This is a genomic window from Wolbachia endosymbiont (group A) of Melitta haemorrhoidalis (assembly GCF_964273365.1).
In the GTDB taxonomy this organism is placed as follows: domain Bacteria; phylum Pseudomonadota; class Alphaproteobacteria; order Rickettsiales; family Anaplasmataceae; genus Wolbachia; species Wolbachia pipientis.
On record NZ_OZ187004.1, the window covers coordinates 1,235,353 to 1,252,381 of the forward strand.

General features: G+C 36.0%; 12 protein-coding genes, 2 rRNA genes and 1 pseudogene. 10 read left to right on the plus strand and 5 right to left on the minus strand.

Annotation, left to right across the window (positions count from 1 at the left end):
- Positions 1-65: 65 nt before the first annotated feature.
- Complete coding sequence (gene pstC, locus ACICPZ_RS06310) at positions 66-1,154, minus strand: phosphate ABC transporter permease subunit PstC (protein ID WP_038199744.1); 1,089 nt, start codon at positions 1,152-1,154, stop codon at positions 66-68.
- 107 nt (positions 1,155-1,261) lie between these two features.
- On the opposite strand from pstC, the gene rpmH reads away from it, so the two are divergent.
- From rpmH to ACICPZ_RS06325, 3 genes and pseudogenes are all read left to right on the plus strand, one after another.
- Positions 1,262-1,396, plus strand: a complete 135-nt coding sequence (rpmH, locus tag ACICPZ_RS06315) for a 50S ribosomal protein L34 (protein WP_006279898.1) — start codon at positions 1,262-1,264, stop codon at positions 1,394-1,396.
- Between the two features lie 67 nt (positions 1,397-1,463).
- Positions 1,464-1,739 (plus strand): annotated as a pseudogene (gene rnpA, locus ACICPZ_RS06320) (ribonuclease P protein component); the annotation flags it as partial.
- Positions 1,740-1,825: 86 nt separating this feature from the next.
- Positions 1,826-2,089, plus strand: coding sequence for a hypothetical protein (locus tag ACICPZ_RS06325; RefSeq protein ID WP_077188558.1), 264 nt, complete (start codon positions 1,826-1,828; stop codon positions 2,087-2,089).
- Between the two features lie 85 nt (positions 2,090-2,174).
- On the opposite strand, the gene rrf is transcribed toward ACICPZ_RS06325, so the two are convergent.
- Together rrf and ACICPZ_RS06335 are read right to left on the minus strand one after the other, a co-directional pair.
- Positions 2,175-2,281: ribosomal RNA gene (rrf, locus tag ACICPZ_RS06330) — 5S ribosomal RNA — on the minus strand.
- Positions 2,282-2,347: 66 nt separating this feature from the next.
- Positions 2,348-5,113: ribosomal RNA gene (locus ACICPZ_RS06335) — 23S ribosomal RNA — on the minus strand.
- Positions 5,114-5,448: 335 nt separating this feature from the next.
- On the opposite strand from ACICPZ_RS06335, the gene ACICPZ_RS06340 reads away from it, so the two are divergent.
- The 3 genes from ACICPZ_RS06340 (at position 5,449) to guaA (ending at position 10,929) form a co-directional block, all read left to right on the plus strand.
- A complete protein-coding gene (locus ACICPZ_RS06340) occupies positions 5,449-6,525 on the plus strand; it encodes a methyltransferase domain-containing protein (RefSeq protein WP_010082287.1) in 1,077 nt (358 codons plus the stop codon).
- A 58-nt stretch (positions 6,526-6,583) separates the two neighbouring features.
- Positions 6,584-8,368: a ribonucleoside-diphosphate reductase subunit alpha gene (locus ACICPZ_RS06345; RefSeq protein ID WP_264373860.1), complete on the plus strand. Its 1,785-nt coding sequence runs from the start codon at positions 6,584-6,586 to the stop codon at positions 8,366-8,368.
- A 998-nt stretch (positions 8,369-9,366) separates the two neighbouring features.
- Positions 9,367-10,929: a glutamine-hydrolyzing GMP synthase gene (gene guaA / locus ACICPZ_RS06350; RefSeq protein WP_264373861.1), complete on the plus strand. Its 1,563-nt coding sequence runs from the start codon at positions 9,367-9,369 to the stop codon at positions 10,927-10,929.
- 32 nt (positions 10,930-10,961) lie between these two features.
- Here the strand turns inward: guaA and ACICPZ_RS06355 are convergent, their stop codons facing one another.
- Positions 10,962-11,669 (minus strand): TerC family protein, encoded by a 708-nt coding sequence (locus ACICPZ_RS06355; RefSeq protein WP_010082284.1) that lies wholly within the window; start codon positions 11,667-11,669, stop codon positions 10,962-10,964.
- 397 nt (positions 11,670-12,066) lie between these two features.
- On the opposite strand from ACICPZ_RS06355, the gene ACICPZ_RS06360 reads away from it, so the two are divergent.
- The 4 genes from ACICPZ_RS06360 to ACICPZ_RS06375 all read left to right on the plus strand — a co-directional run bounded on the left by ACICPZ_RS06360 (position 12,067) and on the right by ACICPZ_RS06375 (position 15,883).
- Complete coding sequence (locus tag ACICPZ_RS06360) at positions 12,067-12,249, plus strand: hypothetical protein (protein ID WP_006279522.1); 183 nt, start codon at positions 12,067-12,069, stop codon at positions 12,247-12,249.
- Between the two features lie 185 nt (positions 12,250-12,434).
- Positions 12,435-12,995 (plus strand): ankyrin repeat domain-containing protein, encoded by a 561-nt coding sequence (locus ACICPZ_RS06365; RefSeq protein ID WP_264373862.1) that lies wholly within the window; start codon positions 12,435-12,437, stop codon positions 12,993-12,995.
- A 190-nt stretch (positions 12,996-13,185) separates the two neighbouring features.
- The gene (locus ACICPZ_RS06370) at positions 13,186-14,532 is read left to right on the plus strand and encodes an IS110 family transposase (RefSeq protein ID WP_065106789.1); all 1,347 of its coding nucleotides are present in this window, start codon (positions 13,186-13,188) and stop codon (positions 14,530-14,532) included.
- The gene (locus tag ACICPZ_RS06375; RefSeq protein WP_341813830.1) at positions 14,516-15,883 is read left to right on the plus strand and encodes an ankyrin repeat domain-containing protein; all 1,368 of its coding nucleotides are present in this window, start codon (positions 14,516-14,518) and stop codon (positions 15,881-15,883) included. The genes ACICPZ_RS06370 and ACICPZ_RS06375 overlap by 17 nt, the downstream gene beginning before the upstream one ends.
- 2 nt (positions 15,884-15,885) lie before the next feature.
- Here ACICPZ_RS06375 and ACICPZ_RS06380 read toward each other — a convergent pair whose 3' ends face one another.
- Positions 15,886-16,797 carry an Rpn family recombination-promoting nuclease/putative transposase gene (locus ACICPZ_RS06380; RefSeq protein ID WP_264373964.1) on the minus strand — a complete coding sequence of 304 codons (912 nt, stop codon included), beginning with the start codon at positions 16,795-16,797 and terminating at the stop codon, positions 15,886-15,888.
- Positions 16,798-17,029 lie beyond the last annotated feature (232 nt).

The following is a 17,029-nucleotide window of genomic DNA, read 5'->3' on the forward strand; positions in this document are numbered from 1 at the left end:
AAAGAACTTCTAAAGAAAATAAATTTTATATTATTAATAGAAATTTTGCAACATTAAAACGCTTACTAGTTACGCTTCATTACAAACAATGCAAATGCATTTAATAGCCAAGTAATAATAAACAATACTAAACTAAGCGCATAAGCAGCAAGAGTTTGTACACTATTGAAATCCTGATCTCCGGTAAGTAATGTAGCGATCTGCACGGTAATGGTAGTAACTGAATTAAGAGGGTTAAAAGTCAAATTTGCGTTGATTCCCACAGCCATTAGCACAATCATTGTTTCACCTATCACTCTTGAAATTGACAATAAAATTGCACTTAAAATTGTAGGCATTGCATAAGGTATTGTTATATGCCATATAGTTTCCGCTGGAGTTGCACCAAGTGCCATGAAGCCATAACGCAAGCTTTTTGGAACAGATCTTATGGCATCTTCGAGTAAAGAAATAATAAAAGGAAGAATCATTATCCCAATCGATAAACCGGCAACTAAGGCACTTTCTGAGTGTATACTTAAACCAAAAAAATTTGCTACCTGCTTTATAAAGAAAGACAAAAACACAACCGCGAAATATCCATATACAACCGTAGGAATAGCAGACAAAACTTGCAAAGTTGTATTAACAATATAACGCACTTTCTCACTCGCATATTCACTAATATATATTGCAGAAAATAAACCAAGCGGAACGACAACTAACATTGCTATAATAGTTATAAGTAATGTACCAACTAAAAGCGGCGCTATACCAAAACATCCTATCTTCTCTTCATTGATAGTAACTACATTGTGGCCCCATTTCAAGCAAAACAAGAATTCTGAAATAGCTACTTTATTAAAAAAACTAATGGATTGAATAAAAATAGACAGCATTATAAATAAAGTGATAAAAAATGATATGGCCAAAGCCACAAATAACGAAAGTTTTATTATCTTATTTCTTTTATTTTTAAAGATAAAAGCAAGCATGAAAAAAAGTAACGCTATAGAAATAAAAGTTACAAAACAATTATTATAGAATACTAACAACCAAGTTAGCATCCATACACAACTAAGATATAGATAAGATTTAACCTTATTTACTTCTTGAAACCTACTAAAACAAAATAAAAGGATTAGTAAGACAGGTATGACTATCACCGAATTCATTCTTCCATGCATCAAATTTTATTCTACGAAAATGTCATACAAGTTCACCATTATTTGACAATAAAGTAAAACAATTTAAAATAAATAATTATATTAATATAAAAACAATGAAGAGAACATTTCAACCAAAAAATTTGATAAGAAAGCGCAGACACGGATTTCGTTCACGTATGGCAACAAGAGCTGGAAGAAAAATCCTTAATAGGCGCCGTTCATTAGGGTGTAACAAATTATGCGCATAGTAAGTATAAAAAAAAAGATTTTTCTTCTGCTTTCAAAAATAAGTTAGCACTCAACAGTCTTTTTTATCGTGGGCTTTATATATCACTGTACGCTATAAAAGAAAGAGAACCTGAAAAGTACATTCATACTATTAGAGTAGGTCTGGCTATCAGTAAAAAAACCGGAAAAGCAGCAAAAAGAAATAAAATAAAAAGGCAACTACGAATGCTTGCTAAAATTAGCATTTTAAATATAAGTAATATAGGGCACTACTACATAATACTAACTCATAGAAACATTATGCAAGCAAGTTATAAAAATTTACAAAAAGATCTAACTATTTGCTTAAAAAAGATAAAATAAAAAAAAATCTCAATTAAGGTATTTACAACTATATTTTTTATGATAATATAGGTAAAATTTTTAAAAATAGTTAATGGGTGTGGTGAATGGTAGAGCATATAAAAGAGGTAAATAACACAGGCTTTGGTCAGATGTATCAATTCTTATTTCTTCCTAAAGGAACAGGAACAGATTGGAGGTCAGCATTTCGCCAACAAGAAGAATTATTTAAAAAAGTGGGAGGTAATGTAATATTACCAGAAATCAGTAATTCTCCTTCAAAAGGGAATCAATTAGGGGAAGTAGGAACAATGCTAAATAATGTAGAAAATGACCAAGAACATATAAGAAAAAAAAGATATCGTAGTTAAAGTAAAAACTTAAAGAATAGTAACAAAACAAGAAAGTTAAAATATAAGTATACCTACTGTCTAATTAACAAAGAAATTTTTATAAACTTGGCGGCGACCTACTCTCCCTTTTCAAGTACCATCAGCGCTAAAAAGTTTCACTTCCGAGTTCGAGATGAGATCGGGTGGTTCATTTTTGCTATAGCCACCAAGTCAATAAAAATTTCTAACTTAACAATTTTAACTTAATATTTAACACTGCATACACACATATAGAAAGCAAATAAATCAATCAGGCTATTAGTACTAGTTAGCTTCACATGTTACCATGCTTCCACACCTAGCCTATCAACGTGGTAGTCTTCCACGGCCTTAATTGGGAAATCTTTTTGAAGAGGGTTTCTTGCTTATATGCTTTCAGCAATTATCCCATCTATACATAGCCACCCAGCGATGCTATTGGCATAACAGCTGGTACACCAGAGGTATATCCATCTCGGTCCTCTCGTACTAGAGTCAGACCTTCTCAAATTTCCTTCACCCACGGCAGATAGAAACCGAACTGTCTCACGACGTTCTAAACCCAACTCACGTATCACTTTAATCGGCGAACAGCCGAACCCTTGGGACCTTCTTCAGCCCCAGGATGTGATGAGTCGACATCGAGGTGCCAAACGGTGTCGTCGCTATGAACGCTCGAACACCATCAGCCTGTTATCCCCGGCGTACCTTTTATCCGTTGAGCGATGACCCTTCCATACAGAATCACCGGATCACTATGACCGACTTTCGTCTCTGCTTGGCTTGTCAGCCTCGCAGTCAGGCAAGCTTATGCCATTATACTATCAAGCTGATTTCCGACCAGCTCTAGCTTACCTTCGCACGCCTCCGTTACTTTTTAGGAGGCGACCGCCCCAGTCAAACTACCCACCATACAATGTCCTAGTTCCAGATAATGAAACATAGTTAGATATCAAAAGTGTAAAGGGTGGTATCTCAAGGTTGACTCCATTATAGCTAGCGCCATAACTTCAAAGTCTCCCACCTATCCTGCACATCACACTTTTAATAGCAATGTAAAGCTATAGTAAAGGTGCACGGGGTCTCTTCGTCTAACCGCGGGTACCCCGCATCTGCACGGGGAATTCAATTTCGCTGAAGTGATGTTGGAGACAGTGGAGAAATCGTTACGCCATTCGTGCGGGTCGGAACTTACCCGACAAGGAATTTCGCTACCTTAGGACCGTCAGTGTTACGGCCGCCGTTTACTGGGGCTTCAATTCGGAGCTTGCACCCTTCCTATTAACCTTCCAGCACCGGGCAGGCGTCAGACCCTATACTTCCACTTACGTGTTTGCAGAGTCCTGTGTTTTTAGTAAACAGTCGCTACTCCCTATTTTGTGCCACCTACTCATAGTTGCCTAAAAGCAGGTTACCCTTCTTCCGAAGTTACAGGTATAATTTGCCGAGTTCCTTCAACATCATTCTTTCAACACCTTAGTATACTCTACTCATCCACCAGTGTCGGTTTGCGGTACGGCCTCATAAATATAAGTGCTATTTCCTGGAGCTTCTTTTAAGCATAGATCAATCCAATAAGATCTATACAAATACGAAACCCGTCACACTTAAGAGGTTTAGGAATATTAACCTAATTGCCATCGACTACTCCTTTACGGACTCGCCTTAGGAACCGACTAACCCTACGCAGATTAACTTAACGTAGGAACCCTTAGATTTTTGGTGAGAGTGTTTTTCACACTCTTTTACGCTACTTATGTCAGCATTCTCACTTCCGATATCTCCAGCAGTTTTCACAAACCACCTTCACAGACTTACGGAACGCTCCGCTACCGCGCCTATTGATCGAAATCAATAAGCACTCACATCTTCGGTATACAGCTTTAGCCCCGGTACATTTTCGGCGCAGAAAAACTTATTTAGACAAGTGAGCTGTTACGCTTTCTTTAAAGGATGGCTGCTTCCAAGCCAACCTCCTAGCTGTAATGGTTTTTCTACTTCCTTCCCCACTTAGCTGTAATTTTGGGACCTTAGATAGTGATCTGGGTTGTTTCCCTCTTCACCACGGACTTAGCACCCGTAGTGTGCCTGCTGTATAATTAATTGTTGGTATTCGGAGTTTAGTTAGATTTGGTAAGACGGTGAATCCCCCTAGTCTATCCAGTGCTCTACCCCCAACAACATACATACAACGCTCTACCTAAATAGATTTCGCGGAGAACCAGCTATTTCCAAGTTTGATTGGCCTTTCACCCCTAATCACAACTCATCCAATAATGTTGCAACATTAACTGGTTCGATCCTCCAGTGTGTTTTACCACACCTTCAATCTGGTCATGACTAGATCACTTGGTTTCGGGTCTAATCCATAAAACTAAAACGCCCTATTCAGACTTGCTTTCGCTACGCCTACACCTAACGGCTTAAGCTTGCTTCATAGATTAACTCGCTGACCCATTATGCAAAAGGTACGCTGTCACTCTAAATATCAATAAATTGATATAGAGCTCCAACTGTTTGTAAGCACTTGATTTCAGATTCTATTTCACTCCCCTCCCGGGGTTCTTTTCACCTTTCCCTCACGGTACTTGTTCACTATCGGTCGTTAAGGAGTATTTAGGCTTGGAGGATGGTCCCCCCATATTCAAACAGGATTTCACGTGCCCCGCTCTACTCAAGGATTTAAAAACTTTCTACTTATACAGGACTATCACCTTCTATGGTTACTATTTCCAGAGTATTCTAATTCTTATTCTTAAATCACTAGCCTTTTCCGCTTTCGCTCGTCACTACTAACAGAATCTCGGTTGATTTCTTTTCCTTTGGCTACTTAGATATTTCAGTTCACCAAGTTTGCTTTACATACTTAGTACGTAATAACTAGCTAAACTAGTTGGGTTTCCCCATTCGGAAATCTGCGGATCAAAATTTGTTGACAATTCCCCACAGCTTATCGCAGCCTGCCACGTCCTTCATCGCCTCTTAACGCCAAGGCATCCATCAAGTGCTCTTAATAATTTATTTATCCGACTATATGCAGAATATGCAGAGTTAAATATTATTAAAATTGAATTGAGATTAAATTAATCTCTACCATAAAACTTGTCAAACATCTAAAAACTAAATTAATCTTTTATATGTTATAACCTAATAAATAATATGTCAACGCCTTTTTGCACAAAACATTTACTTATATTATCAACAACAATATACTAGCAATCCTAAACAGTATAATCTGAGAAATATGTGGTAAACTTATATATACAGTAAAAATTAATAAAAAAGATATTTTGTAAGATAAAATGTGTTAAAATCAATTGCCTAAAAATGATAATAAACATTCGGAGTATTTCTAACGTATGAAAAGTAATCTCTCTTTTATAAAAAACGTTGCTTTAAATTGTATGTCTAAGCTCATTGGCGTATTAAATATTAAGAAAGTAAAACACTTCATTGTGAATAAATATAATACTCTTCATAAAGAAATGACAGTGCTTCTTAAAAAATCTAAGAACCTGTTAAACACCAACATTGAAATCGGTTTATATCACTTTTATAAAGGTAGCATATCAGACGCAAAGTTACGATTTTGGTTAATTAGCATATTTTACCCCCATTTACCTATAGTCTGGTATAACATCGGAAGGTGTCATTTTGCGGTAGGGAATACTAACAAAGCTTATAATTATTTAACAAGGGCACTAAAATTAGATAATGACCACGAGGAGGCGTCTTACTATATAAAAAAAATGACAAACTCAGCGCCTATTACAGAATTGCCAAAAAACCTCATAAGACAATATTTTGATTACACAGGTGAATATTTTGTTGAGCATTGGTTGATTGCCAAACAATATAGAGGGCATGAACTTGTACACATGATAATTACAAAAATCTTCAACAACTCCACTTCTGAGCTCAATATACTCGACCTTGGTTGTGGAACTGGAATATGTGGTCATTTCTTGAAAATAAATAGTATTGGAAACCATATAACAGGAATTGACATTTCAAGTAGAATGCTAAATATCGCAAGAGGATGCTTTATAAAAGGTAAGCCTGTTTACAATGAATTAATACATATGGAAATGAAAGAGTTTCTTAAACAAGAGAAAAACCAGCAGTATGATGTAATTATCTTTGCTGAAGTGCTACATTATCTACATGACTTTCAAGAAGAGTTGGAATTAGCAAAAAGATCTACGAGCAAAAAAGGAGTTATTGTATGTTTAATAAGAAGAAAGGAAGGTGAAGGTATTGACTTTGTAAACAAAGGAGACTATTTTCGTCACTCAGAAAGTTATGTTCAACATGTTGCAAAAGAAATAAATATGCAAATAAGTTATATGAGTTACTGTAAAATATATGGCAGTCAGGTTGACGGTATCTTGTTTGCATTACAGCATCAACAAAAAAATCCGAAAAACCTAACTTAAAAATCGCTCAAAATGACTTTTAAGTACCTATATATAATAAAAGAATAAAAGGAACTTTATGAATAACATTACCATTAATTACGCAAAGGACAGCAAATTAACCGACTTTGGAAAAGCAGTTCTATCAGACAGGTATTTAATAGAAAATGAAAGTTATCAAGACCTCTTTGCACGTATTGCTAATTACTATTCTGATAATAAAGAACATGCGCAGCGTCTTTATGACTACATGAGCAACTTGTGGTTCATGCCTTCAACACCAATACTCAGCAATGGTGGCACTAAGAGAGGGTTACCTATCTCTTGCTTTCTTAATGAAACCGAAGACAGCTTGCAGGGAATAGTTGATCTATGGAACGAAAATGTTTGGCTTGCTGCACGTGGAGGAGGCATAGGTAGTTATTGGGGAAATTTACGCTCAATAGGCGAAAGCGTAAAGGGTAGCGGCAAAACATCAGGAATTGTTCCATTTATTGTAGTGCAAAATGCTCTAACGCTTGCAATTAGTCAGGGATCCCTAAGGCGAGGAAGTTCAGCAGTCTACCTTCCTGTATCTCATCCGGAGATAGAAGAGTTTCTAGATTTACGCAAGCCAACAGGCGGTGACCCAAATCGCAAAGCGTTAAATATACATCATGCTGTAATAGTAACAGATAAATTTATGCAGGCTGTTGAGAATGATCAAGAATGGAATTTAATAAGCCCTCACAACAATAAGGTTATTTCAACTGTAAAAGCGCGGGATATATGGATCAAAATATTAACAGCAAGAGTTGAAACTGGAGAACCTTACATTATTTTCCTTGATGCAACAAATAACAATAAGCCAGAATCTTACAAAAAGCTCAACTTAGACATCAAGATGTCAAATCTATGCAGTGAAATAACTTTAACCACAGGTTATGATCACCTGAATAAGTCACGCACTGCTGTGTGTTGTCTATCATCCGTAAACCTTGAGTACTACGAAGAATGGAAAGACAATAAACTCTTCATAGAAGATATAATGCGCTTTCTTGATAATGTATTGGAAGATTTCATAAATAAAGCACCGAATGAAATGCAGCGAGCAAAATATTCTGCAGCCAGAGAACGCAGTATTGGTCTTGGTGTGATGGGCTTTCACTCATTTTTACAAAGCAAAATGGTTCCTTTTGAATCAGTAACAGCACAACAATGGAATAAAAAAATATTTAAGTATTTACGCGAGCAAGCAGATATAGTTTCTAAAAAATTAGCAGAAGAAAAGGGAGCATGTCCTGATGCCAAAGAAGTTGATCTAATGGAAAGGTTTACACACAAACTCGCTATTGCTCCTACTGCCTCGATCTCCATTATTGCAGGTAATACCTCCCCTGGAATAGAACCATACGCAGCAAACGTATTCATACAAAAGACACTTACAGGCTCATTTGTAGTGCGAAATAAATTCTTGCAAAAACTATTAGCAGAAAAAAATCAAGACAATGATAAAATATGGTCTTCAATTTCAACAAACGAGGGTTCCGTTCAGCATTTAGATTTTCTTAGTGAGCATGAAAAATTGACATTTAAAACAGCGTACGAGCTTGACCAAAGATGGATTATAGAACATGCAAGTGATAGAACTTCGTATATTTGTCAATCTCAATCAGTAAATCTGTTCTTACCTGCCAACGTACATAAACGTTACTTGCACAAAATACACATGCTTGCTTGGAAAAAAGGATTGAAGAGCTTATATTACTGCAGATCACAATCAATGCAGAGAGCCGATAAGGTCTCGCATGACATATTCAAAAAAAGTGAAATATTGCAACAAAAAACAGATATTGACTACGATGAATGTCTGTCATGCCAATAGCGGCCTTACTCAGAAAAAGTAGAGAGAAAGTTAAGCAAATGGGTAAATAGACTTCTTGCATAACCATATAACGCACTTTTATTGGGAATAGAAACGAAAAAACTTTCTTGACAAACTCCGCCAGCTCCCTTATCATAAAACTGAAGCTATTTATTTATCTTCGCAATCTGTGCAGGTTAATGACAAAAAACTTAGGGTATTTGGCGTCTCATGTTTAATTTTTCGCACTACGTGCATCGCATGTCTTTAAAAATTTTTAGGTTTTTACCTATATAAGCCGAAACGCGCTTACAAAGCGTTTAAGACAGCAAAAAACGTCAAATTGACAAGGGAGAATTTGAATGCTAGCTACTACGGGGTTTCTTTGCCTTTTTTCCTGCTTAGTAAATTTCTTAAACACTTGCGGTGTAGGTTAGTTGCAAGTTAAAAGCAGCTAAATCGCTCTTAATCAAGCGTTTTAGAATAAAAAAAACGCCGATATTTTAGTACATAGTAAATAGCCAACCACCATGGGGCTTCTTTTGCCTTTTTTTTCATTTGGTAAATTTCTTAAACATTTATGGCTAAACGACAATCGTCATCCCGCTACTTGTTAGCGGCCGAGATACCGCGAATGAATCGCGGTATGACGGTTCGCGGTGGCATGACGATAAAGTTTATACCTCGTCATCCCGCTGCTTGTTAGCGGGATCTCTTGTTAGCGGCTGAGATACCGCGAATGAATCGCGGTATGACGGTTCGCGGTGGTATGACGGTTCGTGGCAGCATGAAGATAATCCCGCTACTTGTTAGCGGCTAAGGGATACCGCGAATGAATCGCGGTATGACGATAAGCTCGTCGTCCCGCTACGTGTTAGCGTCGTAGCGGTATGGTGTAGGAAAATTAGCTATATAGCTAACTTGTACCACGCGTTAAAGCTTTTAAACAGGTCTTGGTTTACTTACTCCATTATTTTCTTTATTATCAGATATCATTTTAAATAATATGGAGGAGCAAATTGTCAGCAATTGCCATTATTGATTTTGGTTCACAGTTTACACAGCTTATCGCAAGACAAGTAAGAGGAATGGGCGTTTATTGTGAAATATTTCCAAGCAGCGTCAGTTTTGAAACAATATCAAAATTCAATGGGTTTATTCTCTCTGGAGGACCACAATCTGTAAATGATGATTGTTCTGAAACAAGTAGAATAGTACATGAAATTATAAAACTTAATGAGGCAACAAGCGTTCCTATACTTGGAATATGCTATGGACAGCAACTCATTTGTCATTATTTTGGAGCAAAAGTAAAAGAGAGTTTCAAACAGGAGTTTGGTAGAACTAAAATCAAGATACTAAAAGAATCCCCCATTGTAAAGGATACCTGGGATGTTAATTCTGAAGTGGATGTATTAATGAACCATGCGGACAGTGTTGATACTATACCACAGGGATTTACTGTTATCGCATCAGGTGTGATAAATCAAACAATTGCAATGATTGTCAACGAACAGCGGAAGATTTACTGTACTCAGTTCCATCCTGAGGTTAAGCCCACAACAAATGGCAGTAAATTGCTCTCTAACTTCTTGGATATTGCAAATTGCAAAAGAGACTGGACAATGAAGTCGTTTATTGAGGAGCAAAAGGAAAAAATCAAAAATGTAGTAGGAGAGAAAAAAGTAATCGCTGCAGTAAGTGGTGGGGTTGATTCAAGCGTTGCAGCGGCTCTCACACATAAAGCTATAGGAAAACAATTGAACTGTATTTTTATCGATACTGGGTTGTTACGCAAGAACCAAACCATCGCTATGTTGAAAGAGATTCCGATAAATTACGTTGATAAATCAAATTTATTTTTGAGTAGGTTGAAGGGAATAACTGATCCAGAAGAAAAGCGAAAAATTATCGGTAACACTTTTATTGAAGTGTTTGAAGAAGAAGCAAAAAAAATAGGTGATGTGGATTTTTTGATGCAAGGTACCATCTACTCTGATGTAGTTGAGTCAGGGCATGCCTCAAACAACACTAGTACAATTAAGTCTCACCATAATGTTGGTGGGTTGCCAGAAAAGATGAACCTGAAGCTAGTGGAGCCTTTACGCTACCTCTTTAAAGATGAGGTAAGGCTACTTGGAAAAGAAATTGGGCTTTCAGATGAGATAATATTTCAACATCCATTTCCTGGACCTGGACTTGCAGTGAGGATTATAAGTGAAGTCGATGAAGAAAAGGTGCGAATATTGCAAGAAGTAGATGAAATATATATTAATACGATGAAAAATTACGATCTATACGATAAGATATGGCAAGCTTTTGCTGTATTATTACCAATAAAAACTGTAGGCGTTATGGGAGATGGTCGTACGTATGGATATGTTTGTGCTTTAAGGGCTGTAACATCATCTGATGGTATGACAGCCGATGCATTTCCATTTGAAGATAAGGATCAACACTTGCTAGTATTTTGGGATTTTTTACGCAATGTCGGCAGTATAATTGTTAATAATGTTCCCGGAGTAAATAGAGTTGTTTATGATATCACTTCTAAACCACCCGCAACTATTGAGTGGGAGTAAATCAAAAAGATCCCGCTGCTTGTTAGCTGGATCTAGAGATACCGCGAATGAATCGCGGTATGACGGTTAATTTTCTTTATTTTGCTTATAATTTCCACAAGCAGTGCAAACATAAATGAAGAATACAAATATCCTTTTGGTAATTCTATATGAAATCCATGAAGTATGAGGTACACACCGACAAGTAAAACAAATAAAATGGCGATTATTTTTAACCCTGGGTTAGATTTGATTAACTGGGCGGTATAACTTGATAAAAACAGCATTGCTAGCATGGAAAATGTAAATGCTGTAGCAATTATTACCATGTTATAAGTTAGTGCTATAGCAGTTAATATCGAATCAACCGAAAAAACTAAATCTATTAATATAATTTGTAGCACAACTAAAAAAAATTTTGATTTAACGTTTGCTTTCTTTTTATTTTTCTTACATACAAAGATGTCATCCCGTAACTCCATAGAGCTCTTAACAATAAGGAATAATCCCCCTGCGATCATAAGTAAATCCCTTGCTGATGCAGTGTGAAATATAGGTTTTTGCATTGATAATATAGATGATGTAAAAAATAGTATTACAAAACGCATTAATAGTGCTAATCCAAGGCCCATAAGGCGCACTCTTTCTCTCAGCGCATTTGGTACCTTATCTATTGCTAGAGAAATAAAGATTAAATTGTCTACACTAAGTATAGTTTCAAGTAGTGTAAGTGTCAGTAAAGTCCAAGCATCAGTTAGCATTTTTGTTTCAAATTCGGTTCTTCTTACTCTACAATAGATGTGTAAAAATTAAGTGACTTCACTCAGAAGTTTTATAGCAGTTCTCCAGAAAAACAGGATATATAAAGTTCAGCAGCTTCTTCTATTTTCGTTTTTGAGCAAAATCAATAATAAGAGAGTTTCTTATTTTCATGCACGCAAATAAGATAAAGCCTTATTTTCATTTTTGACTTTATTTGAAAATAATATATACTATAAAAATAGTGTGCTCGGTTGAATGAATGTATATTAAAGGATCACCATCAGGCAAAGTATTCGCTGGTTATCAGGCATTTATACCAAGCCCCTTGCCACCAAAATTTGAATGGGACAATGATTTAGTTAATAGTCTTTAAACCCTTACTTTACTATAAGGAAAGTGGTTGAAAACTTAGGTGTCGTATTTACAACAGCCCAAAGAGCAATCGTAAAGCTTGAAGATTTAGGCATCGTTTCACAAACTTCTCAAGGAAAGAGAGATCGGGTTTATTGTGCAACTGATATTTTGAATATTCTAGAAGAACCAACTAAGATTACAGAGAACTTCGATAGCACATTGTAGCTATTGTGATGAATAAATTCAGCAAACAGCAAGCTTAAAGAGTCTGATCCAATGGACATGCTGAACAAAAAGTAAGGAGCTCCTTTTGGAGGATTATATTAACTTATTAATTAATTGCTTGACTTTTAGCAGGATTTATTATATTATTTATTAATGAGTAATGCAATCAAACCAAAGAGGATAGCATGATAAATAATTTGGATTCAATAATTCTTGGAATAAAAGATGGTGAAAAGGCGATTGAAGATTTAAGGGTTGTTCTTAAAAAAAGAAAAGAAGAAGTTATTACTACACAGACATTTAATTACGCTTTACGATGCCCAAAAACTACAAAGGAAGCGATAGTACACGAAATTCTGCTTCATTTTATACAAAATCCTGGCGAGCAATCACTAGAACAAGTGATACAATGCTTAGATAGAGCAATACAATCTGGGATATATGCAAAAAACAACCCAATAAGAAATCTAGATGAAGAATTTCGTACTCATATAAACTTTAAAGATGAAGAGGGAAATACATTACTACATCATGCAGTTATAGGTAATAAAACTGAAGAAATAACCACCCTTCTTGTTACATATAGTGCAAATCCTTTGATACAAAACGCGGATAATAAAATTCCTTCAGATTTAGCTCAAGGAAAAACAAAAGAAGTGCTTATTAAAAGCCCAGAACAGATAAAATCTGTAAAACCAAAAAGAAACTCCCTCTTTACTTTATGTTCTTTGGGTATAGTGTTATGAAGAAGCGCTTCTGCAGCTATAACCGAAACAATCAATGGTGCTATAAATGCCCGTTTGAAAGCATGGTTTTGGGGGAAATGGTAAAACCATTGATGGAGTTCTTTTTGGGCTACCTCGTTTAGAAGATTGTATAACCTAACCGTCCCAAGCTGAAGTGCTTCTTATCATAATAATATAGGAGGGATTTTATATGGCAGAAGCAAAAAGTAAATTAAAAACAATAAACCTTGATGCAGCAGGGATTGATATTGGCTCGACTGTACATTATGTATGTGTACCTGAAGGAAGAGATGAACAACGTATCCAAAAATTTGGGTGCTTTACAGTAGATCTACACAACTTAGCAAAGTGGTTAAAAAAGTGTCAGGTTAGAACTGTAGCCATGGAGTCAACTGGAGTATATTGGATTCCCTTATTTCAAATATTAGAATCACATAAATTTGAAGTAAAATTAGTAAATGCGCGACATGTCAAAAATGTGCCTGGTAGAAAGTCTGATGTTCAAGATTGTCAATGGCTGCAACAATTGCACAGCTATGGACTGCTTCAAGGATCATTTAGACCGGATAATCAAATGTGTGTACTGCGTAGTTACGTTAGACAACGTGCTAATCTAATTGAAAATGCAGCTAAACATACTCAACGTATGCAAAAAGCGCTAATTCAAATGAATATTCAATTACACAAGGTTATTAGTCATATTACTGGGATAACTGGTATGAAAATCATTGAAGCTATAATTGAAGGCGAAAGAGATCCTGAGAAATTGGCTAAATTCAGGGATGCACGAATAAAAAATGATCAGTCTACTATAGCAAAAGCGTTAGCTGGTGATTATAGAGAGGAACACTTGTTTGTGCTAAAACAAGAATATGCAGCATATACTTTTTTTCAAGAGCAAATAACGGGATGTGATAAAAGTATAGAAAATTACTATAAAACATTTGAAACAAAGTCGAATGAGAACAGGGCATTGAATAAGACACGAAAGAGAAAACAGAAGAATAGTCCAGATTTTGCCGTAGATGAAGATTTATATCGAATAACGGGGATGGATTTTACTAGAGTTCCAGGACTTGATGTATTAAGTGTACAGGCTATCATTTCAGAAACAGGTATAAATCACAATAAATGGAGGACAGAAAAGCATTTTTCTTCCTGGCTCGGATTAAGTCCTGCTAATAAAATTACAGGAGGGAAAATTATTGGAACAAGAACTCGTAAAGTTGTTAATCGTGCTGCAACTGCCTTGCGACTTGCTGCTCATTGTGTATCAAGAAGCAACACTGCACTTGGTGCATACTGCAGGAGGTTAAAGAAGCGACTAGGGATACCAAAAGCGATCACTGCTACAGCAAGGAAATTAGCATGTATTTTTTATAATATGCTAAAATATGGACAAGAATATGTAGAAAAAGGAATGAACTATTATGAAACACTCTACAAAGAGAGAGTAGTCAAAAATTTGACTAAAAAAGCAAAGGAATTTGGTTATATACTAATGAAAGAGGAGCCGATAGATGAAGAAGGTTCTTAGGAGTTTCTTAGAAGGTGTGTTCGAACTACTTTTGGAAAAGAGTGGTAGCATTAATGCTAGAGATCAGTACGGTTGGGCGCCTCTACACTACGCTGTCTATTACAATGAACCTGATATTGTCAGTTTTCTTGTAGATAAAGGGGCAGACATTAATGTTCAAGCAGAAGATTATAAAACACCTCTACATGTTACTGCTCAGTACAATAGCGGATCTGAAATAACTAGGCTTCTTCTTGATAGAGGTGCTAACATTGAGGCTACAGCAAGTAATAATTTTACTGTTTTACATGATGCTGTTTACTATAATAAACTTGATATGGTTGAATTTCTTGTTCAGAGAGGTGCTAACATTAACGCTAAAAATGGTAGAGATGAAACACCTCTAGAGGTAGCAAATAGGTTGGGTAGAACAGAAATAGCAAACTTTTTAAGGGCAAAACAAAACGAGAAACCTGTACAACGTAAACGCCGTCATCACCATGGAGATCACCCTCGTCATCATAGTGGAGAGCAAAAGTACTTACAAAGGGAAGAACGTTCTATTGGACCAAAAGGTGCTAGTCGTAATATTGAAAATATTAATTCTGCAATAGAAGGCAATCAACAAGCCATAAGTGGGGCAAGTAAGCCATCTTCTTGGACAAATGCTTTTGCTCATATAGTAGACGCTGTTAAAGGTGTTTCTCAGTTTATCTCTTCTCCTTTTAAGCCAGTTATAGGTATAGAGCACTCTCAACCTTCTAAAGCCATGACAACTCAAGGTGTTGATGCAAATGGTACACTTCTTTTGTTGGATGTGTTCATAAGGAAGATCACAGGTCAAAAGTACATTTCTGCAGCAGATCAGCCTACAATATCTTTACCAGAAGCGGAGTGCCATGCATCATATATTATAAATGGATTTGAAAAAGTATTGAAGGAAACAGCAGTTAAGTCAGGAATATCAGTAACAAATTTAAATTTTGATCCTATAAAACTACAATCAGATATAGTTGGACAACTAATAAATGGGAAATTTTCTGAAATATCGAAAACCTTGTATTCGTCTGCAAAACAAGCGTGCCCAGAGTTTAAGCAAACCAAGAGATTTCTGGAACGTATGGAAAGCCATATAGAAGAATTTTTAGATAAGAAAGAATTTTCTTCTATAGGTCAAAACTTAAAATTGAAGAAGCAAATACGTAAGCAGAAATTATGTAGTAGTGCTAATTTTATAACTGATAATCCTACTATTGCTTCTCTCGCTAACGTTAGTCGGTCAGAAAGTCAGTTACCAGGGAAAACAGATGATAAACCTAGAACCTGCTTAAATGATCCAACAGTGGATAACCAACTACAAAGATCTCTGTGATGTCAGGATATTTCTTCTTTGAGTTGTGCAATTTCAGCTTGAGGAAGACCGGTAGATTTAGCTATCAAGTCGATAGATACGCCAGCTTCAAGTAGGTTTTTAGCCACTGCTATTTTAGCCTGTTTTTCGCCCTCTTCTCTGCCTTTTTCATGTCCGATTTGTATGCCTTCTTCTTTACCTTCATCTCTAGCATCATCAAGGCGTTGTTCCCAAATAGCAGCTTCTTTCTGTACACTCAATACTCTTTCTTCGTATGCTGCAAGATCCTCTTCTTCCCAACTAAACTTGTCTAATTCATCATATGCTAGCTTTATTATTGGAGATTTTTCTGCAATATCTTTTAGGTCTTCATCTGTAGTATCTTCTGCATACCGGAAAAAAAAACACCATCTTTCTACTGTGCTCTCTAGTTGCTCTACTTTGTTCTTTGTAAATTTAGGCAACTCAATAAAGACGAATTGAAAATCTTTTAAGTAATGTCCGTTAGTCTTTATATCACGTATATTGTGAGTGGAAATATACTCAACCTCTGTAGGAAATAGCGTACTGTTGGAAATAGCGATAAAGAAGACTTTCTTAAAATCAATATAATTTCCTGATTGTCTTGAGTAAGCTTTAGAAGCATAAAGTTGGGCACGTTTTTCAAAGCCCTTGTCACGAGCGAGCTGCATCTCCGCAATATATCTATTCCCGAAAGAATCCTTACAGAGGACATCAACAATACTCTGTTTATCAGAAGCAATTTCAGGATCCATAATAGTGCTAAGAAACTTAACATCTTGAATTGTGTTAACACCAGTAAACCCTAAGATGTCATTCAAAAAGTGGATAAGAATATTCTTATTTTTTTCAGTGCCGAACACTCGTTTGAAGGGCAAATCGTATTTAGGGTCGAGGAACTTAGAAAGAGCCATAAAATTAACCTAAAAAGCATTAATAATTATACACAATTCTGAAGAAATGTTCAAGTTTTTTATGCTAAAGTCTATTAAAGTGGTAAATTTAGCTGAATTTCAAGAGTTGGCAAAAAACTACCTTCATAGATGGCCCTAGAATGCTACTATGCACCTTAGACGTCCTTTTCATACATCTTTTATCAACCCTTCTGTAAAGCGCCTTTAAAGCCCAGGAAATGGATGCTATGAA